17 protein-coding genes are annotated in these 22,702 nt (G+C 72.7%); 5 read left to right on the forward strand and 12 right to left on the reverse strand.

The window, feature by feature from the left end; translation table 11 throughout:
- Positions 1–7: 7 nt before the first annotated feature.
- Positions 8–3,721 carry an AAA family ATPase gene (locus AB0F89_RS25260; RefSeq protein WP_367128066.1) on the reverse strand — a complete coding sequence of 1,238 codons (3,714 nt, stop codon included), beginning with the start codon at positions 3,719–3,721 and terminating at the stop codon, positions 8–10.
- 118 nt (positions 3,722–3,839) lie between these two features.
- On the opposite strand from AB0F89_RS25260, the gene AB0F89_RS25265 reads away from it, so the two are divergent.
- The gene (locus AB0F89_RS25265; RefSeq protein WP_367128067.1) at positions 3,840–4,040 is read left to right on the forward strand and encodes a hypothetical protein; all 201 of its coding nucleotides are present in this window, start codon (positions 3,840–3,842) and stop codon (positions 4,038–4,040) included.
- 49 nt (positions 4,041–4,089) lie between these two features.
- Here AB0F89_RS25265 and AB0F89_RS25270 read toward each other — a convergent pair whose 3' ends face one another.
- Complete coding sequence (locus AB0F89_RS25270; protein WP_367128068.1) at positions 4,090–6,336, reverse strand: PQQ-dependent sugar dehydrogenase; 2,247 nt, start codon at positions 6,334–6,336, stop codon at positions 4,090–4,092.
- Between the two features lie 229 nt (positions 6,337–6,565).
- Positions 6,566–7,450 carry a bile acid:sodium symporter family protein gene (locus tag AB0F89_RS25275; protein ID WP_367128069.1) on the reverse strand — a complete coding sequence of 295 codons (885 nt, stop codon included), beginning with the start codon at positions 7,448–7,450 and terminating at the stop codon, positions 6,566–6,568.
- Between the two features lie 155 nt (positions 7,451–7,605).
- On the opposite strand from AB0F89_RS25275, the gene AB0F89_RS25280 reads away from it, so the two are divergent.
- The 4 genes from AB0F89_RS25280 to AB0F89_RS25295 all read left to right on the forward strand — a co-directional run bounded on the left by AB0F89_RS25280 (position 7,606) and on the right by AB0F89_RS25295 (position 12,283).
- The gene (locus tag AB0F89_RS25280) at positions 7,606–7,947 is read left to right on the forward strand and encodes a ClpX C4-type zinc finger protein (RefSeq protein ID WP_367128070.1); all 342 of its coding nucleotides are present in this window, start codon (positions 7,606–7,608) and stop codon (positions 7,945–7,947) included.
- A complete protein-coding gene (locus tag AB0F89_RS25285) occupies positions 7,929–9,149 on the forward strand; it encodes an MFS transporter (RefSeq protein ID WP_367128071.1) in 1,221 nt (406 codons plus the stop codon). Before AB0F89_RS25280 ends, AB0F89_RS25285 begins: the two co-directional genes overlap by 19 nt.
- A 228-nt stretch (positions 9,150–9,377) precedes the next feature.
- Positions 9,378–10,850, forward strand: a complete 1,473-nt coding sequence (locus AB0F89_RS25290; protein ID WP_367128072.1) for a family 43 glycosylhydrolase — start codon at positions 9,378–9,380, stop codon at positions 10,848–10,850.
- A gap of 59 nt (positions 10,851–10,909) precedes the next feature.
- Positions 10,910–12,283 carry a glycoside hydrolase family 43 protein gene (locus AB0F89_RS25295; protein ID WP_367128073.1) on the forward strand — a complete coding sequence of 458 codons (1,374 nt, stop codon included), beginning with the start codon at positions 10,910–10,912 and terminating at the stop codon, positions 12,281–12,283.
- Between the two features lie 113 nt (positions 12,284–12,396).
- Here AB0F89_RS25295 and AB0F89_RS25300 read toward each other — a convergent pair whose 3' ends face one another.
- The 9 genes from AB0F89_RS25300 to AB0F89_RS25340 form a co-directional block, all read right to left on the reverse strand.
- The gene (locus AB0F89_RS25300; RefSeq protein WP_367128074.1) at positions 12,397–13,191 is read right to left on the reverse strand and encodes an SDR family NAD(P)-dependent oxidoreductase; all 795 of its coding nucleotides are present in this window, start codon (positions 13,189–13,191) and stop codon (positions 12,397–12,399) included.
- Between the two features lie 37 nt (positions 13,192–13,228).
- Positions 13,229–14,659, reverse strand: a complete 1,431-nt coding sequence (locus AB0F89_RS25305) for an aspartate aminotransferase family protein (RefSeq protein ID WP_367128075.1) — start codon at positions 14,657–14,659, stop codon at positions 13,229–13,231.
- Positions 14,656–15,918: an MFS transporter gene (locus AB0F89_RS25310; RefSeq protein WP_367128076.1), complete on the reverse strand. Its 1,263-nt coding sequence runs from the start codon at positions 15,916–15,918 to the stop codon at positions 14,656–14,658. Before AB0F89_RS25310 ends, AB0F89_RS25305 begins: the two co-directional genes overlap by 4 nt.
- A 142-nt stretch (positions 15,919–16,060) precedes the next feature.
- Positions 16,061–16,552 carry a DUF5980 family protein gene (locus AB0F89_RS25315; RefSeq protein WP_367128077.1) on the reverse strand — a complete coding sequence of 164 codons (492 nt, stop codon included), beginning with the start codon at positions 16,550–16,552 and terminating at the stop codon, positions 16,061–16,063.
- Between the two features lie 140 nt (positions 16,553–16,692).
- Positions 16,693–18,075 carry a cellulose binding domain-containing protein gene (locus AB0F89_RS25320; protein ID WP_367128078.1) on the reverse strand — a complete coding sequence of 461 codons (1,383 nt, stop codon included), beginning with the start codon at positions 18,073–18,075 and terminating at the stop codon, positions 16,693–16,695.
- Positions 18,076–18,088: 13 nt separating this feature from the next.
- The gene (locus tag AB0F89_RS25325) at positions 18,089–19,573 is read right to left on the reverse strand and encodes a beta-N-acetylhexosaminidase (RefSeq protein WP_367128079.1); all 1,485 of its coding nucleotides are present in this window, start codon (positions 19,571–19,573) and stop codon (positions 18,089–18,091) included.
- A gap of 15 nt (positions 19,574–19,588) precedes the next feature.
- Positions 19,589–20,410 carry a carbohydrate ABC transporter permease gene (locus tag AB0F89_RS25330; protein WP_367128080.1) on the reverse strand — a complete coding sequence of 274 codons (822 nt, stop codon included), beginning with the start codon at positions 20,408–20,410 and terminating at the stop codon, positions 19,589–19,591.
- A complete protein-coding gene (locus AB0F89_RS25335; RefSeq protein WP_367128081.1) occupies positions 20,407–21,360 on the reverse strand; it encodes a carbohydrate ABC transporter permease in 954 nt (317 codons plus the stop codon). Before AB0F89_RS25335 ends, AB0F89_RS25330 begins: the two co-directional genes overlap by 4 nt.
- Before the next feature lie 2 nt (positions 21,361–21,362).
- Positions 21,363–22,607 (reverse strand): extracellular solute-binding protein, encoded by a 1,245-nt coding sequence (locus AB0F89_RS25340; protein WP_367128082.1) that lies wholly within the window; start codon positions 22,605–22,607, stop codon positions 21,363–21,365.
- Between the last annotated feature and the right edge of the window lie 95 nt (positions 22,608–22,702).

Consider the following 22,702-nt stretch of genomic DNA (forward strand, 5'->3'; position numbering starts at 1 on the left):
CCCGGGGTCAGCTCTCGCGTGCCAGCAGGGCGGTGAGCCTGGGGTCGTCGCGCACCGGGTCGAGGCGGGCTTCGACCGCCACCTGCCACCGGCGCACGTCGGGCGTCTTCGACGTGGTCCGCCACCACCGGGCGAGGCGGCCGATCGCCCGGTGCGCGTCACCGCTCACCGCGTACAGGACGGCCAGCTCGTAGTGCGGGCGCGGGTCGCCCGGCCACGTCCGCAGGTAGGTGAGGTACCGCTCCTCCGCTTCCGCGCGCAGCGCGTCGGAGCCGTGGACGATCGCACCGACCGCGAGGACCCAGGCGGTGTCGAGGGAGTGCGGCAGGTCGGCGGGGAAGCTCCGGCAGAGCGCCAACGCCTCGTCGCACGCGACGGCCGCCCCCTCGCGATCACCTTTGTCGCACAACAGGTCCGCCTGCACGGCCAACGCCACGGCGAGCGCGCGCAGGAGGCGCGTGTCGCCCGGCAACGCCGCCAAGGCGTCCCGGATCGCCTCCACGGCCTCCCCGCTGCGATCAGCGTCGCTGACCAGGTTCGCGTGGTCGTGCGACGCGAACGCGAGGTGGTAGAGGGTGGCCGGGTGGCCGGGCCGCCGTTCGAGGCTGGTCCGGAACCACGTCACGGCTTGCTCGTAGTGGTGCGCGGAGGCTTCCGGGTCGGTGTTCCACAGCCGGGACGCCTGGAGCGCCGACACCGTGCCGACCGCGTGCGCCGCCTCGGCGTCGTCGGGCCGGTGGAGGAGGTGGCGGTGGAACAGGGCGAGCGCCGCACGGGTCGCGGGATCGTGGTCGGCGGTCTCGGCCTCCGCCAGGAGCGCGAGGGTCCGGGCCGCGTCGCTCGACGTCCGGACGTCGTCGGGGTGCCGATCCGGCAACGCCACCAGCAGCGACGTCGCCTCCGCTCGCAACCGGGCCGCGCGCTCGGGGTCCACCTGACCGCGCAACGCGTGCGCGTGGCGGGTCAGGATCACCCCGAGCGCGTGCGCCTTGCGCGGGTCGTCGGGGTCCGACGCGGACGACCGGCGCGCGTTCGCCTCCAGCTCCTCCCACCGGGCCAGGGCCTCGGGTGACTGGCTGTCGCGGTCCGCGAACGCGACCCGGTAGGTCTCGGCGATCAGGTCGTCCAACACGGTCGGGTCGTCGGCGACCAGCACCCGGTAGTGCTCGGCGGCCTCCCGCGCCGCCGCCACGGCGTCGGGTCGGCCGAGTCGGCGCAGGATCCCGGCCCGGGTGGACTGGAGGTCGGCCAGGAAGCGCCGCGAGGAGGCACGGCCCTCACGGGCCAGGGCGTCCCGGTGCAGGGAGAGCGGTTCGTCGAACAGGGCGAGAGTGGCGGCCGGGTCCTCCGCGGCGACCAGGTCGGCCTGCCTCGCCAGCACCACGCCGAGCAGGTCCCGCGCCCACACGTCGTCGGGTCGGAGGGTGAGCTGCTCCCGGTGCACCTCGACCAAGCGGGCGTGCACGGTGTCGAGCGCCGTCGAGGCGTGCGGCAGCAGCGAGGTCTGCGACGCGAGAGCGCCGGCCAGCTCGTCCAGGACGCGGTAGCGGTCGTCGCCGTCGACGCGGCTGAGGCACAGCTCGTACCGGTTCGCGGCACGGACGTGCAACGCCAGCGCGCGTTCGGGGTCGTCCGGTCGCACGAGCCCCGCCAACGCGGTGTCCGCCTCGGCGAGCTGCCGCACCAGGGGCACGACGAGCAGCGCTCGGGTCCGCTCGACGTGCCGGTCCACCTGCTCGCGCAGCTCCAGCGCCCGCGGCACGTCGCCCGCCGCGACCGCCGCGCCGAAGTCGGCCAGCAGCCGCCGTCGGGTGGTGGTCACGCCGAGGTCCGCCCACGCGCGCAGCGGTTCCCGCCACGACATCCCGGCGCACCGGGGGCACGCGGGCAGACCCTCGGCCTGCGCCGGGGCGAGCCGGACGCGCCACCGCCTGCCGCACCGCGCCTCCGTGAAACCCCGGTCCACGACCGGACCCTCCGGGTGGAACGGGAGCTTGTGCACGTGGCCGTCGCCGTGCTCGGTCGGCTCGGCGTCCCGTTCGGCGCGGAAGCCGTACATCCAGGCGCACCGCTCGCCGTAGTCGCCGGTCCACCCGTCCCACTCCGCCAGCTCACGGCCTTCCATCGCCCGGCTCTCCCCGCCGTCCACCCGGGCGTTGACACCGGTCGGGTGCAGGCGGTGGACGGTCACCGAGCGGGACCCGTCGGCGCGGCGCCGCATCGAGATCCAGGTGTTCGTCCCCAGGCACAGCAGGTCGCCACCCTCCACCAGACCGGCGGTGACGGTCAGCTCGGCGTGCATCAGGCCGCGTTCGTCGGTCACCGGCCGCTCGGGCGGCGGGAGGCGCAGGAAGTCGAAGAAGTCGGAGAGGACCGCGGCCATCGACTCGCGGCGCAGCCGGCACAGCACCTCCGCGGTGAGGGCGTGCAGGACGAACGCGTCGTCCCGCACCGCGACGAGCCCGTGCCGGGCCAGCACGACCTCCGCCGTCGACACCAGCACCGCGCCGACCGGGCCGGGGAAGCGGTGGGCCAGGAACGCGCGGCCGACCGAGCGGGGCACCAGTCCCTCGACCGCGATCCAGAGCAGGGTGTCCAGCACCGCGGTCACGTCGCCCAGCGCGGCGAACCCGGCGAGCATCGCGCGGTAGACCGGGGTCAGGCCCCGGTCGGTGGTCGCGTCGATGGCGTCCAGCGCCCGACCGGTGTCCTGCTCCAAGCCGTCCAGCACGGTGCCCGCGTCGAGGGCCGCGCCGCGCAGGTACCGGCAGACGTGGCCGATCACCAGGGGACGGCCGCCGGTGAGCCGCGCCAGCCGGGCGGTGTGCTCGTCGCCCAGGTCGGGCAGCAGGACGCGCACGGCCCGCTCGGCGTCCTCGGGGTCGAGGTTGCCGACGACCAGTTCGGGCACGCCCTCCGGGCCCGCGGTCCGGCTGGTCACCACGACGGGCACGCGCGACCCCTCAAGACCCAGGGCCGAGACGGCGGCGGGGGAGTCGGCGTCGTCCAGGATCACCAGGCCGGTGGAACCGCCCTCGGCGAGCCCCCGCCGGAACAGCTCCCAGCGCGCCGCGCCGTCCACGTGCGGCTCGCCCACCGCCCGCAGCAGGTCCTCGTCCGTCACGCGCGAGTTGCCCAGGCGGATGCGGACCACGGGGTGCGCGAGGCGTTCGGCGAGCTGGTCGGCGAGCACCGTCTTGCCGGTGCCCGGCTCACCGCGGACCCACAGCAGCCGGGCACCGTCCCCGATCAGCGCGAGACCCCGCTCGACCAGGGCCGGGCGGTCGACCAGGTGGACGGCGGCGTCGCGGCGCAGCTCGGTCAGCGTGGCGCCGGAGACCAGGCCGACCACGGCCGCCGCCAGCGACTCCACCAGGCGGCGGGTGTACTGCGGCGCCTGCCGGAACGTGCTGGGCGCGGGCGTCGGGGTGAACCGCGCCGCGGCCGCGTCCTGGCGGTAGGACAGGTTCCGGCCGAACGTGTCGGCCAGGCCGAAGAGGTCGTCCACCGCGGGGCGCAGCTCCGCGGGCGCGACCTGCTTGCCCGCCGCGACGACCAGCCGCCGCACCGGGGCGGGGCGGTCGGCGGGCACGTCGTAGACCCGCCTGGCCGCGCTGGCGAGCGTCGGCAGCCGGGCCGCGAGGGTGCGTTCGCCCAGTTCGCCGAAACCACGCCGGCGCAACACCCGGAGGTCGGCGGCGACATCGTCCAGCGAGACCAAGTCCACCTCCTGCGCGCCCGGTCAGGATGTCACGGATCGGTCAGCGGGCCGGCACCGCGCACCCCGGTCGCGCCGCACAGTCGGAGGCGACGGACGACGAGGTCGGGAAGGAACGCCGATGACACCCAACCCACTGCTGGTGACGTTGTTGACCCTGGCCGCCATCCTGGGCGCGGCCACCGCGACCGCCCTCGCGGCGGGCGTGCTCAGCCGCCTGGCCGGCTCACCGCTGCCGGGCGCCGCGCTGACGGCGGGCGCCGCGTTCGCCGGTGCGGCGGCCCTGCTGCTCAGCGTGGCGGTGGCCGTCGGGCTGCTGTGAGGGGCCGACCGGCCGCGGACGGCGAGGTCCGCGGCCGGTCGGGGGTGGGTCAGCAGAACAGGCAGAGCGAGTAGTTCGCCTGGTACGTCGTCGCGCTCGCCGGCGCGACGATGTTGTGCGTCTGCGCGCCGCCGTCGGACCAGCTGTTGTACTGGTACTTCAGGCCCAGCGGTCCGCCGGGCTGCGGGCTCGGCGCGCTGATCGAGTTGTTCGACCCGACGATCACCGTGCGGGTGAACGGCGTGGTCTGGGCCGCGCCGCCGACGCTGAGCTGCCGGCCGCTCGGGTTCGACGTGAACGTCAGCGCCACCGTCTTCGGGTCCAGCTTCGTCGTGGTGCTCTTGGTGCGCCCCGACGAGTCCGTGGCGGTCAGCGTCAGGTCGAGGTACGACGGGTACTCGTGGTCGGGCGCGATGAACGAGCCCGACGCCACGCCCGTCCAGTTCTGCACCACGTGCTCGTGGCACGAGCCGCTGGTAGCGCAGTGCTGGATGCTGAGCTTCCAGCTCAGCGCGGACGCGGGCAACGCGCCGTCCTGCGCGTCGGTGGCGTGGCCGGTGAACGGCACGTTCTGCCCCACCACCCAGTTCAGCGGCGCGACGGGCGTGTCGATCACCGGCACGGGGTCCTCCGCTACCGGTGTGCCGACCGTGACGGTGATCGCCGTGGTGCCCGACGCGCCGGACTGGTCGGTCACCCTGAGCCGGACCGTCACCGCGCCCTGCGTGGTGTACGTGCGGGTCGGGGTGGCGGAGGTGGAGTCGTCGTACTGGCCGTCGCCGTCCAGGTCCCACTCGTAGCCGAGCGTGTCACCGGGGTCCGGGTCGGTCGAGCCGGTGCCGCTGAACTGCACGGCCAGCGGCGCGGGCCCGGACTGCGGGGTGGCCGTGGCGACCGCGGTCGGGGCCTGGTTGCCGGTCGGGTAGCTCACCCGGCGCAGCTGGCCCGCGCCCAGCGCGATGTAGAACAGGTCGCCGCCGGGACCGGTGGTGACCTGCACCGGGACGTTCACGCCGGTCACGAACGGCACCAGCTTGGTCGGGTCGGGCTGGCCCGCGGTGGTCTGCATCGCCCAGATGCAGCCGCGCGAGCTGTCGGCGAAGAACAGCGCGCCGTCGTAGGCGGGCGGGTAGTTGCTGCCCGCCTCGAACGCGATGCCCGAGATGGACGACCCGCCGGTGGGGCACGGGTCGGTCGCGACGACCTTGGCCGAGTGGTTGTAGGCGTAGTACGGCGCGGTCTGGCCCGCGCCGGTGTACAGCGACTCGCACAGCGTCAGGTTCGCGCCGTCGTAACCGCCCTGGCGCGCGGAACCCTCGTAGCAGGGCCAGCCGAAGTTCTCCGCCGTGGCGTCGTTGACGTCGGCGATCCGGTTGATCTCCTCCCACACGTTCCAGCCGACGTCGCCCGCCCACAGCTCCTCGGTGCCGGGCCGGAAGGCGAAGCGGAACTGGTTGCGCAGGCCGTGCGCGATGACGCGCTGGGCGTTGGCGTCGGCGTTGCCCGCGAACGGGTTGCCGGCCAGGCCCGCGCCCGTGTCGGGGTCGATCCGGATGATCGAGCCGTCCAGGCTCACCGGCTCGCCCGCGGGTCGGCGGATCGACTGCGAGCGCAGCGCGCCGCCGCGCGCGGTGGGCGAGGTGAGGTTGGTGCCCGCCGGTGACGGCGGGTCGGCGCACGGGTTGCCGACCTGGCCGTAGTCGGTGAAGTTGAAGCTCGCGCCGTCACCGCCGCCGACGTAGAGGCCGCCGTCGGGGCCGAAGACGACCGTGCCGATGGAGTGGCTGGGGTACTGCTGGCACCAGTCGGTGACCAGCGGCTGCTCGGCGGTCATGGTGCCGCCGGCGCCCATGGTCAGCTTGGAGACCCGGCCGGTGACGACGCAGCCCTGGTCGGTGGCGCCGGGCGGGGTCGGGCACTGGTCGCCCCAGCGCGGGTGCGTGCCGCCGGGCACGGCGTCGTAGGTGTAGGTGACGTAGACGTACGGGCGGGTCGGGAACTGCGGGTCGACGGCCAGGCCGAGCAGGCCGCGGTCCCAGAAGTCCTGCGTCTGCGGGCGCAAGTCGGCGAACACGGTGGCGGTGGTGTCGGCGAGCGAGTCGAAGACCTTGACCAGGCCGCTCTTCTCGGCGATGAACACGCGGCCGTCCGGCGCGAACGAGACGGCGGTGGGGTTGCTGAGGCCGCCGATGGCGAGGGTGTCGGTGAACCCGGTCGGCACGGCGGCGGTGGCGGTCGGCGGGAGGGCCACCGCGGTGGCGGCGACCACGACCGCCGCGGCGGCCACGGCGGTCATGCGTCTGGCACGGGTGCGAAGTGGTGCGCGGCGGAGTAAGCGCATAGTCAGATTTGTCCCATCCGTGACACTTTTGGGCGAACACGGAAGGCTTACATGAAGATTGCTGACTACGCACTGCTTTGACGGACGCGGTGTGAGCTACTGCCCGGTCTCATACGAGCGGAGTATCGGCGACCCCTATAAATCGGTGGAGAAGTGGTCTTTACAGGGGATGCCGCTCCGGCGTTCAGCCCAGCACGGGATCGCGCTCCGCCTTGGTCCGGCTCACCAGGAACCCGGCGGCGGCCGCCAGCGGGAACATCACCACCCCGTAGACGGCGGCCGGCACGGCCAGCTGCTCGCTGCCCAGCACGGTCACCGCGACCGTGATCGCCAGGGTGCTGTTGTGCACGCCCACCTCGAACGCCGACGCGATCGCCTGCCGCTTGCCGACCCGCGCCAGCCGGGGCACCAGGTAGCCGGCGGCCAGGCTGCACGCGCAGAACAGCACGGCCACCAGCCCGATGTCGGCCAGGTAAGCGCCGATGTTGTCCCGCTCGGCGACGATCGTGCCCGCGATCACCGCCACCAGCACCACCGCCGAGAAGATCCGCACCGGCCGGTCCGCGCGGTCGGCGAACGCGGCCGACCAGCGGCGCACCGCCATGCCCAGCACCACCGGCACGAGCACGATCGCGAACACCTGCGCGACCTTGCCGAACTCCAGGCCGACCGCGCCGCCGTCGGAGGAGGGCGGCGCGAAGTGGTCGAGGGCGAAGTTGACCACCAGCGGCAGGGTGGCGACGGCGAGCACCGAGTTCACCGCGGTCAGCGTGATGTTCAGCGCGACGTCGCCGCGGAACAGGTGGCTGAACAGGTTCGCCGTCGTGCCGCCCGGCGACGCGGCGAGCAGCATCATGCCGACGGCGAGCACCGGGCTCAGGCCGAGCCCGACGACGAGCCCGAAGCAGATCAGCGGCAGCAGGAGCAGCTGGGTGGCCAGCGCGACCGCCACCGCGCGCGGCTCCCGGGCGATCCGGGCGAAGTCGGCGACCGTCAACGACAGCCCCAGGCCGAACATGACCACGGCCAGCGCGACCGGGAGGCCGACGCTCGTCAGTGCGGAGTCCACGGCGATCACCTGCGTTTCTGCGTCGGAACCCGGGAGCGGGAGGAGCGCATCTTCCCCCAGAACGGGACGAATCGGGAGGGCTGAAGCCGGTTCGATGGCATTCGGTGATCACGGCTATCCTTGTCAGGAATTGCCTGACAACTCCGGGAGCGCCGATGACCCACCCACCGGGCTGCTCGTTCTGCGGCAGGGCCGCGGCCGACGTGCGCAAGATCATCAGCGGTCCCGGCATCTACATCTGCGACGGGTGCGTGTCGGCGTGCGTCGCGATCCTCGACGCCGACGACGGCACGTCGAACGCCTCCGTCCCGGAGTGGTCGGTGATGTCCGACGACGAGCTGCTGGCCCACCTGCCGCGCATCGCGGCCACCGCGAGCCAGGTGGAGACCGGGCTGCGGGAGCGGGTCGCCACCCTGCGCGAGCGGGGCGTCACGTGGGCGCGGATCGGCGCGGCGCTCGGCATGAGCAGGCAGTCGGCGTGGGAGCGGTTCTCGTGAGCCTGTGGCGCAACCGCGACTTCCGGCTGGTGTGGGCCGGCCAGACCCTGTCGTCGTTGGGCAACGGCGTCTCGCAGCTCGCCTACCCGCTGCTGATGCTCGCGCTGACCGGCTCCGCCGCCATGGCGGGCGCGCTGGCGGCCGTCCGCGCGGTGCCGTACCTGGTGCTGGGGCTGCCCGCCGGAGCACTGGTCGACCGCTGGGACCGCAAGCGCACGATGGTGCTGTGCGACCTCGGCCGCGCGGTGAACGTGGCGACGGTGCCGGTGGCGCTGGCGTTCTCCGCGCTGACACCGGCGCACCTGTTCGCCACCGGGCTCGTCGGCGGCGTGCTGCACGTGTTCTTCTCCGCCGCCGAGAACGCCGTGCTGCCCAACGTGGTCGACCGGGGGCAGTTGACCACCGCCGTGTCCGCGGCGGAGACCGCGCAGGCCGCGACGGGCGTGGTGGCCGGTCCGGTCGGCGGCGCGCTGCTGCAGCTGTTCCGCGGGCTGCCGTTCCTGGTGGACGCGGTGTCGTTCCTGGCGTCGGCGCTGTGCCTCTCGTTGGTGCGGGCCGACTTCCGGGCCGAGGGCGCGGGGGAGCGGGCCCGGACGCGGTTGCGGACCGAGGTCGCCGAAGGGGTGCGGTGGCTGTGGGACCACCGGCCGCTGCGGTCGATCGCGCTGACCGCGGCGGGGTTGCAGGTGGCGATCTCCGGTGTCTCCCTGGTCGCGATCGTGGCGGCGGGGGACGCGTCGCCCACCGCCATCGGCGGGTTGTTCGCCGCCCTGGGCGTCGGCGGCGTGGTCGGCGCGGTGATCGCGCCGAAGCTCAAGGCCCGCCTCGGGTTGGGCGGGCTGCTGCTGTCGGTGCTGTGGCTGCAAGCGGTGCTGTGGGTGGCGTTGGCGTTCGCCGGCGACCTGGTCGCGGTGGGGGTGGTGCTGGCCCTGTTCACGGTGTCGATGCCGTGCTTCGGCGTGGCCGCGCTCAGCTACCAGCTGGAGGTCACGCCCGACCACCTGCTCGGCCGGGTCGGCGCCACGTTCAGCCTGTCGATCTGGGCGGCGACGCCGGTGGGGGCCGCCGCCGCGGGCGTGCTGCTGGACGCCGTCACGCCGCGCGCGACGTCGCTGGTGTTCGCCGGTTGGGTCGTCGCACTGGCGATCTTGGCGTCGGCGACGAGGTCGCACAGCAGGCGGAGCGCAACCAAGACCGGTTAGTGCTTGTTATCGCTAACAGATCGACCTCGTGAGGCCGAACGGCCCAATTCATCGAATCTCTTCGACACCACAGCCCTGCTGTGAGGTTCTGCTGCGACGACTATTGAACCTTCGGCGATCGTGCTGTTAGCGTTAACAGCAGCCGCCACGCCGTTCCACCGGCCCGCACCGGCTCGACGGCCTCGGGTCGCACGTGTTCGTCCATGCAGCGTCGCAGGGAGAGCAACCATGAGATCGACTTATCGGGGCGCGCGCCGCGGCGGCCTCGTCCTGGCCACCGTCACCGCGCTGCTCGGCGGGGTCACCGCGGCCGTCCCGCCCGCCGCGTCGGCCGCCGCGGTGGACACCAACGCCTCGTACGTGCTGGTCAACCGCAACAGCGGCAAGGCGCTGGACGTCTACGACCTCGCCACCCAGGACGGCGCGCGGATCTCGCAGTACACGCGCAACGACGGCGCGTGGCAGCAGTGGCAGTTCGTCGACTCCGGTGGCGGCTACTACCGGCTGAAGTCGCGGCACAGCGGCAAGGTCCTGGACTTCGCCAACACCGCCGACCGCACCGGCCTGACCCAGTGGACCGACCGCAACGGCGCCAACCAGCAGTTCCGGTTGGCCGACTCGGCGGGCGGGTTCGTGCGGCTGCTCAACCGCGCCAGCGGCAAGGCCGTCGACGTGCTGGACTTCTCCACCGCCGACGGCGCCGAGCTCATCCAGTGGCCGGACACCGGCGGCACGAACCAGCAGTGGCAGCTGGTCAAGCTGGGCGCGCCCGCCGCGGGCACGTTCACCAACCCGATCAAGCGCAACGGCCCGGACCCGTGGATGCAGTACTACAACGGGTACTACTACCTGGCCACGACGACGTGGAACTCCACCGTCACCATGCGCCGGTCGCGGACGCTGGCCGGGCTGTCGACCGCGTCGGACCAGGTGATCTTCAACCTGACCCGGCCCAACGGCTGCTGCAACATGTGGGCGCCGGAGTTCTTCCTGCTCAACGGCCGCTGGTACCTGTACTACGTGGCCGGGCAGAACGTGTCGGACTTCAACCCGACGCAGCGGCTGCACGTGCTGGAGTCCTCGGGCGCCGACCCGATGGGCCCGTACTCGTTCAAGGCCGACCTCGGCAACACCTGGGAGCTCGACCCGAGCATCCTGCAGCACAACGGGAAGCTGTACCTGATGGGCAGCGCGATGGACGGCACCCAGTCGCTGACCATCACCCCGATGTCCAACCCGTACACGCTCAGCGGCTCGCGGCGGACGATCAGCCAGCCGACGCTGTCGTGGGAGCGGCAGACCGCGCCGGTCAACGAGGGCGCCGAGCCGCTGTACCACAACGGCCGGACGATGATCGTGTACTCGGCCAGCGCGTGCTGGGGCCCGGACTACAAGCTGGGCCTGCTGACGCTGACGGGTTCCGACCCGCTCAACCGGTCGCACTGGACCAAGTCGCCCAACCCGGTGTTCCAGCGCAACGATGGCAACGGCGTGTACGCCCCGGGCCACAACGGGTTCTTCAAGTCGCCCGACGGCACCGAGGACTGGATCGTCTACCACGCCAACGACTCGGCGAGCGGCGGCTGCGACATGAACCGGTCGACCCGCGCGCAGAAGTTCACCTGGAACTCCGACGGGACGCCCAACTTCGGCACGCCCGTCCGGCTCGGCACCACGCTGGCCGCGCCGTCCGGCGAATGAGAACCCCGGGGCGGGTGTCTCCCGCCCGCCCCGGGCTCCCTGCGAAAGGCACACGGCAGATGTTGCAACGACGCACTTTCCTCGCCGGTGGGGCCGCCGCGGTCGCCCTGGCGGGCACGAGCCGGTTCGCCGCCTCGGCCGCGCCCGGTGACTCGGCCTACGTGATGGGCTACTTCACCGAGTCGCCGAACAAGGTCGCCGACCGCTACGCGCTGCACCTGGCGGTCAGCGCCGACGGCCTCCAGTGGACCCCGCTCAACCAGGGCAACCCGGTCGCCACGCCGACGGCGGGCACCGGCGGCCTGCGCGACCCGTTCATCACGCGCAAGCAGAACGGCGGGTTCATCGTGCTGGCCACCGACCTGACCGGGACCGACTTCACCCGGCAGAACCAGTACATCCACGCCTGGGACTCGGCCGACCTGCGGTCGTTCACCGGGTACCGGCGGCTGAAGATGCACTCGATGCCGACCCACACGTGGGCGCCGGAGGCGTTCTGGGACGCCGCGCGCGGCCAGTACGGCATCCTCTACTCGGCCAACAGCGGCGGTCGTGACGCGTTCTACGTCAACTACACCACCGACTTCGTCACCGTCGGCTCGCCGCAGCTGTTCTTCGACCCCGGCTTCAACGTCCTGGACGCCACCATGCACGTCGGCAACGGGATGAACTACCTGTACTACAAGAGCTTCGCCGACGGCCGCCTGTACGGCGCGCGCTCCACCACGTTGAACCCGCGCAGCTTCGACCGCGGCACCTACACCAGCGGCGTGGTCAGCGGCGGCATCGAGGCGCCGATCGTGGTCAAGGCGCACAACCGCAACGAGTGGTTCCTGTGGGGCGACTCGTTCTCGCCGGTCAACGGCGAGCTGTACGCGTGGCGCAGCGGTGACGTCAACAGCAACTCGTGGTCGCCGCTGACCAAGGCCCAGTACACCCAGCCGCTCAACGCCAAGCACCCCACGATCTGCGGCATCACCGCCACCGAGCACGCCAACCTGCTGTCCCGCTGGGGCGCGCCGAGCTGGAACCGGATCAAGTCCTACAACTTCCCCGACCACCTCGTCCGGCACGCCGACAACGTCGCCCGCATCGACCCCTACCCGTTCGACCCGTACCAGGACTCGCAGTGGCGCCTGGCGCCCGGCCTGGCCTCGTCGGCCGGCGTGTCGTTCCGCTCGGTCAACTACCCGGACCGCTACCTGCGGCACGTGAACTACGCGCTCACCCTGGCAGCCGACGACGGCAGCTCCACCTTCGCCGCCGACGCCACCTTCCACCGCGTGGCCGGCCTGGCCGACTCGGCGTGGACCTCGTTCCGGTCCCACAACTTCGCCGACCGGTACGTCCGGCACTCCGGTCACGTCCTGCGCATCGACCCGATCAGCACGTCGGGCGATCGCGCGGACGCCACGTTCCAGGTCGGTTCGTGATTTCCGGGTAGGACCGACCGGGCTGTGGGCGCGGCACCTCGGCGGCGTGCCGCGCCCACAGAGCCCGGTCCCGTGCCGCGGGCTCGACCGATCGGCTCCGGCGCGGGGGTGGGTCAGGGCAGGATCGAGTCGACGTAACCCCCGTCCACGCGCACCGCGGCGCCCGTGGTCGCCGAAGCCTGCGGCGAGGCCAGGTAGACCACCAGGTTGCCGATCTCCTCCGGCTCGATCAGCCGGCCCAGCAGGGACTGCGGCCGGTGCACGCGCATGAACTCGCGCTGCGCCTGCTCCCACGGCAGCGAGCGGTCCACCAGCTCGTAGACGAAGTCCTCCACGCCGCCGGTGTGGGTGGGGCCCGCGATCACGCAGTTCACCGTGACGCCGCTGCCCGCCGCCTCCTTGGCGAACCCGCGCGACACGCCCAGCAGCGCCGTCTTCGACACGCCGTAGTGGATCATCTCCGCCGGGATCACGACGGCCGAGTCGCTGGCGATGTACTGCACCCGGCCCCACCCGCGCTCGCGCATCGCCGGCAGGTAGGCGCGGGTCAGCCGCACGGCCGCCAGCACGTTCACCTCGAAGTACCGCCGCCACTCGTCGTCGCTGATCTCCAGCGCCGGCCGCGAGCCGAAGATGCCGACGTTGTTCACCAGCACGTCCACCCCCGGCAGCGCCGAGGTCAACGCCTCCGCGCCCGCGGCCGTCGACACGTCCGCCGCCACGCCGACCACGTCCGCCCCCGGCACGACCGCGCGCAGCCGCGCCACCGCCTCGTCCACCGCGTCGGGCTTGCGCCCGTTCACCGCCGTCCGCGCACCGGCCCGCGCCAGCGCCACCGCGATCGCCTCGCCGATGCCCTGCGTCGAACCGGTGACCAGCGCCGTCTTCCCACTCAGGTCCAGGTGCATGCCGACGATGATCGCGCACATGGCGCAACGCCGCCGGTCACGAGTACAGCGCCCCCAGGAACTCGACCAGCAGCCGCTCCCGCAGCGCCGGGCTCGCCACCGCGAGCAGCGCGTTCACCGCCGCCATCCGCTCCGGCAGCACGCCGTCGCCGCCGCCCATGCCCGCCGCCGCGAGCAGCCCGGCGAACTCGGCCGGCGTGAGCGAGTCCGGCTCCAGCCCGCCGACGAACGCCGCCACCTCCGGCGCGACCCGCACCGGCCCGGCCTCGACCGCCGCCTCCACCGACGCGCGCAGGTCGGCCAGCAGCTCCGACTCGTGCCCCGCGTTCGCCGCCGTCACGGTCAGGTGCAGGTTGGCGGGGGAGGAGCGGTGGGCGAACTGCGGCTGCACGTACCAGTTGCGCGCCTTCATCTCGTCGGCGACGGTGAACACGTCGAAGTCGTCCCGCGCGGCCGTGATCGCGAGCAACGTCGCCGACGGCTCGCCGAGCACCCGCAACCCGTCGATCTTCGAGATGCCCTCCCGCAACACCTCCGCGCTCGCCAGCGCCTGCCGGGCCAGCGACCGGTACCCGTCGTCACCGATGTGCCGCAGCACGGCCCACGCGGCGGCCAGCGGTCCACCGGACCGGGTGGACTGCGTGGTCGAGTTCACCATCGTGTAACCGGGCCAGGCGGCCGACGCGAAGTACTGCGGCCGGCGCAGGTCGGCCGACGCGTGCAGCAGCACCGACGTGCCCTTCGGGCAGTACGCGTACTTGTGCAGGTCCACCGAGACGCTGGTGACGCCCGGCACGGAGAAGTCGAACGGTGGCACGTCGTCGGCGTGCGGCAGCACCCACCCGCCGATGCACGCGTCCACGTGGCAGCGCACCCCGCGTTCGAGCGCGGCGGCCGCGACCTCGGTGACCGGGTCCACCACCCCGTGCGCGTACGACGGCGCGCTCACCACCACCAGCACGGTGGACTCGTCGATCGCCGCCGCCATGGCCGCCGGGTCGGCCCGGAACGTGTAGGGGTCGACCGGCACCGCGACCACCCGCACCCCGAAGTAGTGCGCGGCCTTGTGGAACGCCGCGTGCGCGGTCTCCGGCAGCACCACCGACGGCCGCTCGACGTCGGGCCGCGAGTCCCGGGCGGCGACCACGGCCAGCAGGCACGACTCGGTGCCGCCGGACGTGACCGTGCCGACGGCGGCCTCACCGCCGCCCAGCAGCCGTGACGCCGTGCGCACCACGTCGTTCTCCAGCCGCAGCAGGCTCGGGAACGCGGTCGGGTCGAGCCCGTTCACCGACGCCGCCAGCGCGTGCGCGGACGCCGCCAGCTCGTCCAGGCCGGGCAGCGCGCTGTCGTACACGTAGGCCAGCGTCCGACCGCCGTGGGTGGGCAGGTCGCCGGCCCGCAGCGCGCGCAGCTCGGCCAGCACGTCGTCGGCGGGGACGGGGTCGGTCGGGACGGGGTCGGTCACGCGGTCTCCTCGCGCAGCAGGGGCAGGGCCGCCAGCGCCAGCACGGCCGGGATGGCGGTGAAACCGAGCAGCGCGGCCGTCACCGCGCCGGGGGACTGCACGGCCGAGCCGTCGGTGCTCGCGACGTACCCGCCCACCGCCAGGACCAGCCCGTACACGCCGGGGCCGAGCGCCAGCCCCAGCGTCTCGCCCGCCGTCCAGACACCGGAGAACAGGCCCGCCCGGGTCACGCCGGTCCGGCGCTCCTCGGCGGTGATCACGTCCGGCAGCATCGCCAGCGGGAACACCTGCATCCCCGCGTAGCCGACGCCGATCACGGCCATCAGCGCGAGCACCACCGGCACCGGCAGCGCGCGGGCCGCGAGCAGCCCGGCCACCGCGACCGCGAACAGCACCGACGCCGCGACCAGCCCGACCCGCTTGCCGTGCCGCCGCCCGACCCGCTGCCACAGCGGCATGACCAGCAGCGCGGGCCCGACGAACCCGGCGAACAGCGCCGTCTGCAACCCCTGCTCGCCCAGCACCAGCCGGGCGAAGTAGTCGACGCCGGCGAGCATCGTGCCCAGCCCGACGGCCTGCACCACGAACACGGCCAGCAGCAGCCGGAACGGCCGGGACCCGCGCACCGCGGCCACCAGCTCGCGCAACCCCGCCTCGGTCGACACCCGCCGCGACACCGGGACCCCGCGCGTGCCCGCGAACGTCACCAGCGTGCCCGCCACCATCAGCGCCGCGACCGCCACGCCCATGCCGGAGTAGCCGACCGCGTCCCGCACGGCGGGCGCGCCCGCGCCGCTGACCAGGATCGCCAGCGCCAGGAACGCCATCCGCCACGCCATCAGCCGGGTGCGCTCGTCGTAGTCCTCGGTGATCTCCGCGGCCATCGCCACGTACGGCACCTGGAAGAACGCGTACGCGGTCGCGCAGGCCAGGAACACCAGCGCCACGTACACCGCCGCGCCCGCGCCGCCGAACGGCCCGGCGAACAGCAGCGCGAACAGCACCGCCGTCACGAGCCCGCCGCGCAGCAGGAAGGGCCGCCGCACCCCGGCGCGGTCGCTGATGCGCCCCGCCACCGGGTTGAACAGCACGTCCCACGCCTTGGGCACGAGCACCAGCAGCCCGGCGACGGCCGCGGGCACGGCCAGCCCGTCGGTCAGGTACGGCAGCAGGAGCAGGCCCGGCACGGTGCCGAACGCGCCGGTGACGAACGACCCGGCCGCGTACCCCGCCCGGACCCCACGAGTGATCTGCCGCATAGGCGGAGAAGTTTCGCATTCGACCCCCGACCTGCGCGAGACCGGCTTCGGGAAGCCCAGGGGGTGGTCACGCGATTCCGGGTGCGGCGTTCACCGGCGGATGAACGCCGCACCCGGGTCGGGCGGGCTCACCGGTCGGCTCTCACCCTCGTGCCCGCATGCAGTCGAGCCAGGACGCGGTGGTGATGACCACCTCCGCCCGCGCCGTTTCGGTGACCGTTCCGTCCGACACCCGGATCTCCGCGTCGTAGACCCCGAGCGGTGCCGACGAGGGACCTCCCACGGAGATCCACCCGTTGACGGTGACGCCCCCGTCGTCCGGGTCCGGGTAGTTGGAGCCGGGCGGGATGTGGCTCTGCGTGGCAGTCCACCCCGGGGGCAGGCCGCCCATCCCGAAGTCGAGGTTCGTGGACCACTCGCCGGTCACCGCGAATATCAGGTAGGACCTGTGCACCCCGCTCCCGGACCCCTGCTGGACGCACATCCGCTGCGCGTCGCCGCCGTTCTCCAAGTGCCACGTGCGGGTGTGCCCGCTCGCCTCCGCGGATGCGGCGGGCAGGGTTCCGACCAGGGGAAACGTCAGCAGCGCGACGAGGGTCAGCGCTGTTCTGGCACTGCGCGCGAGTGATTTCACCGGTGCCCTCCCGGACTGTCGTGGGAATGTCCGGCCAAGGTAGCGACCGGATCTCGGAGTCCGCTGAGACTTCGGGCCGCACGCCGGTGGCCGCTGCGGCGTCGGAGGCGGGACGCGACGCCGCAGCGGACCGGGTCGGGCTAGGAGGCGGGCACCGTGTCGACGTGGTCGACGCCGGACGAGCGGTAGCTGTTCACGCGGGACTGCACCTGGGCCGGGCTGAGCGCCTGGTCCTTGGCGAAGTACACGTAGTCCACGTGCTGCTGGTAGGCGCGGTCACCGGGGGCGCCGACCAGGCCGCCCGAGATGAACCACAGGTTGAAGTTGATCGACATCGGCGTCTCGGGGTAGTACTTGTCGCCGTGGTCGGCCACCTGCGCGCCGTCCACGAAGTACTTCACCCGGCCGCCGGACACCTGGATCACCAGGTCGTGCCAGCCGGCGTAGCTCCGCCGCTGCTCGGTGTGGATGTTGTCGGCGATCCACGGCTCGTTCTGGTAGGTCTCCCAGGTGGTCTCGTAGAGGATGTTGGCGGGCTCGCCCCACCCGCCGTTGGGCAGGTACTCGAAGTCCAGCTCGCCGTAGTTCGGGTCCATGTTGCTGTTCAGCGGGGTGATGGTGAAGAACGTCTGCACCACGTGGTCGCCGTCGGGGCCGGACACCGGCGCGTCGGAGAACTTCACCCGCGCCGCGTACGTGCCCTCGAAGAACTTCCGCTGGTGGTACAGCTCGGTCTGGCGCGCCGACGAGCCGTTGTTGGACGACTCCAGCCGCATCGACTTCTGGCCGTCCACGGTCGGGAACGTCACCATGGCCGGGTCCCACACCGCGCCCGGCACGCCCGGACCACCGCTGCCGGAGCGGACCGTCCAACCGCGCTGGGAGATCCGGGAATCACTCGAACCGCTGTAGTTGAAGTCGTCGAACAGCGCCGGTCCGTTCGGGTTCGGCGGGGTCGAGGTGGTGGTGGTCGTCGTGGGACCGGTGCCACCGGGCGACGTGCCCCACAGCAGGGTCCCGCCCCGGTGCACGGTCACCCGGGACCAGGCCGAGTAGGTGCTCGCCGCGCGGAACGAGTAGTCGTCGGACTGGTTGATCTGGCCCCAGTTCGACCGGTAGAACCGCAGCTGCAGGTCGCCGGTGTCGGCGCCGGGGCCGAGCGAGCCGGCGCCCGCCGTGAAGCCGACCTCCAGGTACCGGTCGGCGGAACCACCGGTCAGCGTGCCGAAGGCGCCGGTGACGTTGCCGCAGCCGCGCACCGCCCACGAGCACGCGAAGCGGTAGCCGACGTCGGGCGTGTCGGCCTTGAAGTAGTAGCGGACCTTCAACTCGGCCAGCGGCACGGTCGTGCTGCCGGAGTTGACCAGCTTGAGCCACGGCTCGACCTGGTCGGTCGTCGCGCCGGACGCGCTGGTCCGGTACTGGGCGGTGACCACGTCGGCGGCCATCGCGTTCGGTGCGGCCACCAGTGCGGCGACCGACACCGCGGCGGCTCCGATCGCGGCGAAGATGCGTGCGGACACAGTTCTCCTCAAGTCAGCAGGGTGGGACAGGGGAGCGGACGTCGTCCTCCTTTCGCGGCAAGGGGACGGACAGCGCGCTCAGGCGGCCGGTGTGCGCGCGCATCCGTTCGGTGAAATCGGTCCAGGACGGCTGCTGCGCCCAGAGCGTGTCGGCCAACGCCGCCAGCCGGGGGTAGGCGAGCCGTTCGAGGTGGTGCGCCGTGGGCACGTACTCGGTCCACAGCGCGCACTGCGCGCCGAGCACGCCGGACGGCAGGGGCAGGTGGTAGACGTCGTGCGCGGTCACCACCAGGCCGGGCTGCCCGGCGGGCTCGTCGGGGTCGGTGGACTGCGGGTAGTCCAGGTAGGTCGACCGGTGCGGCGCCATCACGACGTCGTGCCCGAGGTCCAGGGCCGACCGCGCGTCCGCCGCGTCACGCCACGGCATCACCACCACGCGCGGGTCGCCGACCGGCTCCCAAGACATCGGGACCCGCCCGCGCTCCACCACGTGGTCGGCCATCGCGCGCAGGAACCAGCCGTGCAGCTCGTGCGGCCCGGCCAACCCCTCGCGGCGGACCCGGCGCGCCGCGGCGGGGCTGGACTCCCACTCGGTGGTCGGGCACTCGTCGCCGCCCAGGTGCACGTGCCTGCCGGGGAACACGTCGACGACCTCGTCCAGCACGTCCCGGCAGAACTCCAGCACGGCGTCGTCCACCCCGAACACCGCGTCGCTGATGCCCCACCCGGTCCACACCGGCAACCGCCGGCGCGGGAAGTTGCCCAGGCGCGGGTAGGCGGCCAGGGCGGCGCGGGCGTGGCCGGGCATCTCGATCTCCGGCACGACCCGGATGCCGCGCTCGTCGGCGTAGGCGACCAGCGCGGCCAGTTCGGCGCGCGTGTACGCACCGCCGTGCGGCACACCGTCGCCCGCGCTCTCCGCCCGCCAACCACCGACCGACGTGAGCCGCGGGTGGCTCGGCACCGGCATCCGCCAGCCCTGGTCGTCGGTCAGGTGCAGGTGCAGCACGTTCAGCTTGTGCACGGCCATCAGGTCCACGAACCGGCGCAGCACCGCCACCGGCTGGAAGTGCCGCGCCACGTCCAGCAGCACCCCGCGCCACGGCAGCCGCGGCGCGTCCCGGACGTCCACGCCGGGCAGCGCCCAGTCCACACCGGACACCGGCCGCGAACCCAGGGCCATCGGCGACAGCAGCTGCCGGATGGTCTGCACGCCGTGCGCCAGGCCCTGCCGGGTGGCCGCGCGCAGCACCACCGCGTGCTCGTTCACGGTCAGCGCGTAGCCCTCGTCGCCGAGCCCGACCAGCCGCTCGTCCAGCGCGAACACCACCCGGCCGTCCTCGTGCAGCGGCAGCGGCAGCCCGGTGGCCGGGCGCACCAGCGCGCGCAGCAGCTTGGCCGCGCCCTGCGCGCCGGGCGTGGCCCGGATCGCCGTGTCGCGGTCGAGCGCGAACCGGCCGTGCCTGCGGACCAGCCGCGTCGGTCTGGGAACGATCACCAGCAACCCCCCGAATCAGCCCTTGACCGCGCCGCCGACGATGCCGGTGGTCACCCGGCCCTGCAGCACGAGGAACACCAGCAGCACCGGCAGCATGAACAGCGTCGAGGCGGCCATGGTCGCGCCCCAGTCCGTGCCGAACGTGTTGCTGAACGACGACAGCCAGACCGGCAGCGTCCGGTCGTCCTGGTCCTTGATGATCAGCACGTTGGCGAAGGCGAACTCGTTCCACGCGGTGATGAACCCGAACAGCGAGGTCGCCAGCAGACCCGGCGCGAGCAGCGGGAACACCACCCGGCGGAACGCCTGCGCGCGGGAGCACCCGTCCACCAGCGCCGCCTCTTCGAGGTCGACGGGGATGGCGGCCAGGAACCCGCGCAGCGTCACCACCGTGAACGGCAGCGTGATCATGAAGTAGACCAGGGTGAGCATCCAGAGCGTGTCGAGCATCCCGGTGTCCCGCGCGATCACGTAGATCGGGATGAGCAGCGCCTCCCACGGCGTCATCTGCGCCACGAACACCATCAGGATGAACCCGCGCCGCCCCTTCCACCTCAGCCGGGCCACCGCGAACGCCGCCAGCAGCGCCACCACCAGCGACAGCAGCACGGCCCCGCCCGCCACCAGCAGGCTGTTGCGCCAGAACGACCAGAACCCCCGCGCGGCCACCGCCGTGCCGAAGTGCTCGAACGTCAGCGACAGCGGCAGGAACGACGGTGTCGGCGCCTGGATGTCGCGGGTCGGCTTGAACGCGGTCAGCACCATCCAGTAGACCGGGAACACCGACACCGCGAACACGACCAGCGCGGCCACCGCGCGCAGCACCCGGCCGGTCACGAGACCTCCTCCTGCCGGTACATCTGCCGGAAGTACGCCAGCAGCACGAGCACGAGCAGCAGCACCATGAGCATCGACACCGCCGCGCCGAGGTCGTAGCGCTGCAGCGACTGCGCGACCTGGAACGCGTACACCGGCAGCGTCGTGGTGGCCTGCCCCGGACCGCCCTGGCTGATCACCCAGATCTGCACGAACGACTTGGCCACCCAGATCACCTCCAGGCAGGTGATCAACCCGAACATGGACCGCAGCACCGGGAACGTGATGGAGGCGAACGCCCGCCACGCGCTCGCGCCGTCCATCCGCGCCGCCTCGTACAGCTCGGCCGGGATGGTCACCATCGCCGCGTACAGCGACAGCGCCGCGAACGGCACCGACTGCCACACGATCAGCACCACCAGGATGGCGAACGTGGCGGGGCCGTCGGCGAACCACGTGTAGTCCCGGTAGCCCTCGAAGCCCAGCTCGACCAGCGCCCAGTTGACCACCCCGAGCCGGGACTGGAACAGCCACTGGAAGACCGTGGTCGCCGCGATCACCGGCGTGGCCCAGACCAGCACCAGCCCGGACATCACCAGCAGCCTGGTCCACCTGCCCAGCCGCACCAGCAGCAGCGCGACCAGGGTGGACAGGACCATGATCAGCACGACGTTGACGGCGGTGAACACCAGCGTCCGCCGCACCACCGCCCAGAACTGCGGGTCGGTCAGCACCCGCCCGTAGTTCGCCAGGCCGACGAACCGCGCGTCGCCGCGCACCAGCTGCGGCAGGCCGAACTCCTGCACCGAGATGACCGCGTTGCGGACCATCGGGTAGAGCAGCAGGAAGCCGGTCGCCAGCAGCGTCGGCGAGATCAGCAGGTACGGCCACCACGACGTGCGGCGACGGCGCGCCGGGGGAGGGGCGTCCGGCGGGCGGTGGTCCACTGCCCGCGTCAGCGTCGTGGACATCGCTACGCGCCCGAGTTGAGCGCCTGGGTGATCACCTGGTCCGCCTCGGCCGCGGCCGTCGCCGGGTCCGCGCCGGTCAGCACCGCGGTCAGGAACTCCTTGATCGGGTTGCGGGCCTCGACCGCGGCCCAGTTCGGCGAGTTCGGCGTGGCGTGCCCGTTGACCGCGCCCGCCGCCATCGCCGCCGCGCCGGGGTCGTCGCCGACCGCGCTCGCGAGGCTCGTCCGGTTCGGCACGTAGTTCATCGCCTTGGCCAGCTCGACCTGCCACTTCTCCCCGGCCAGCGCCTTGACCACCTGGTACGCGCCGTCCTGGCGGGTCGAGGCGAGCGGGATGATCAGGTCCGAGCCGCCGGTGAACACCGCGCCCGGCGTGGCCGCGGTCTTGCCCGGGATCGGGAAGAAGCCGAGCTGGTCGGCCAGCTCCGGGTTGGCCTTGGCGACCAGCTTCGCCGCGCCGGGCACCGCGATGAACTGCGCCACCTGCCCGCCCGCGACCACGTCGGTCTGCTGCGGCTTGGCCTCGTCGGAGTCCTTCGGGCCGTCGCCGAGGGCCTGCAGCCGCCGGTAGAAGTCCGCGCCCGCCAACGCCTCCGGCGTGTTCAGCGCGCCCGACCACCGGTCACCGGACCGCTCGGCGAGGTCGCCGCCCTCGTCCCAGACGAACCCGGACAGCACGTACCAGTTCTGGCCGGGCAGGTAGATGCCCTGGGTGTCGCCCTGGTCCAGCTCCGCGGTGGCGGCCAGCCACTCGTCGCGCGTCGTGGGCGGGGTGACGCCGGCCGCCGCGAACAGGTCCTTGCGGTAGATCACCACCCGGTTGGCCGCGTAGAACGGGATGCCGAACTGCTTGCCGTCCACCGCGCCCGGCTCGGCCAGGCCGGGGATCCAGTCCTCGCCGCCCAGCTCGCCGACCTTGTCGGACAGGTCGGTGACGCCGTCGCTGGCCGCGTACTGCGCGACCTGCGTGTTGCCGACCTCGATCACGTCGGGCGGGTCGGTGCTGGCCAGCGCGCTGGTCACCTTCTGGGTGATGCCGTTCCACTCCTGGACCTGGATCTTCACGTCCAGCTCGGGGTGGTCGCGCTCGAACTCGGTCTCGAAGCGGCTGACGAAGTCGTCGGTGGCCGAGTCCTTCATCAGCCAGACGGTGATCTCCTGCTCGCCGCCCGACTCTCCGGGGTCGGAACCGCAGGCGGACAGGACGAGCAGCGACGCGAGGAACAGGGCGACGGGTCGGTTCGGCACGTCTCACCTCTCAGCTGACCAATTGGTAAACCTGGGCGGAGCGTGTCGAAGATGGCATAGACCAATCTGGCAGTCAACACCCAGATCACAGCCAT

This window comes from Saccharothrix sp. HUAS TT1, assembly GCF_040744945.1.
GTDB lineage: Bacteria > Actinomycetota > Actinomycetes > Mycobacteriales > Pseudonocardiaceae > Actinosynnema.

What these genes read in the sequence shown, in the direction of transcription:
- AB0F89_RS25300 (WP_367128074.1), bottom strand. Translation starts at nt 13,191, where the DNA reads ATGCACCTGGACCTGAGTGGGAAGACGGCGCTGGTCACCGGTTCGACG.
- AB0F89_RS25290 (WP_367128072.1), top strand. Translation starts at nt 9,378, where the DNA reads ATGAGATCGACTTATCGGGGCGCGCGCCGCGGCGGCCTCGTCCTGGCC.
- AB0F89_RS25280 (WP_367128070.1), top strand. Translation starts at nt 7,606, where the DNA reads ATGACCCACCCACCGGGCTGCTCGTTCTGCGGCAGGGCCGCGGCCGAC.
- AB0F89_RS25265 (WP_367128067.1), top strand. Translation starts at nt 3,840, where the DNA reads ATGACACCCAACCCACTGCTGGTGACGTTGTTGACCCTGGCCGCCATC.
- AB0F89_RS25310 (WP_367128076.1), bottom strand. Translation starts at nt 15,918, where the DNA reads ATGCGGCAGATCACTCGTGGGGTCCGGGCGGGGTACGCGGCCGGGTCG.
- AB0F89_RS25295 (WP_367128073.1), top strand. Translation starts at nt 10,910, where the DNA reads ATGTTGCAACGACGCACTTTCCTCGCCGGTGGGGCCGCCGCGGTCGCC.
- AB0F89_RS25335 (WP_367128081.1), bottom strand. Translation starts at nt 21,360, where the DNA reads ATGTCCACGACGCTGACGCGGGCAGTGGACCACCGCCCGCCGGACGCC.
- AB0F89_RS25270 (WP_367128068.1), bottom strand. Translation starts at nt 6,336, where the DNA reads ATGACCGCCGTGGCCGCCGCGGCGGTCGTGGTCGCCGCCACCGCGGTG.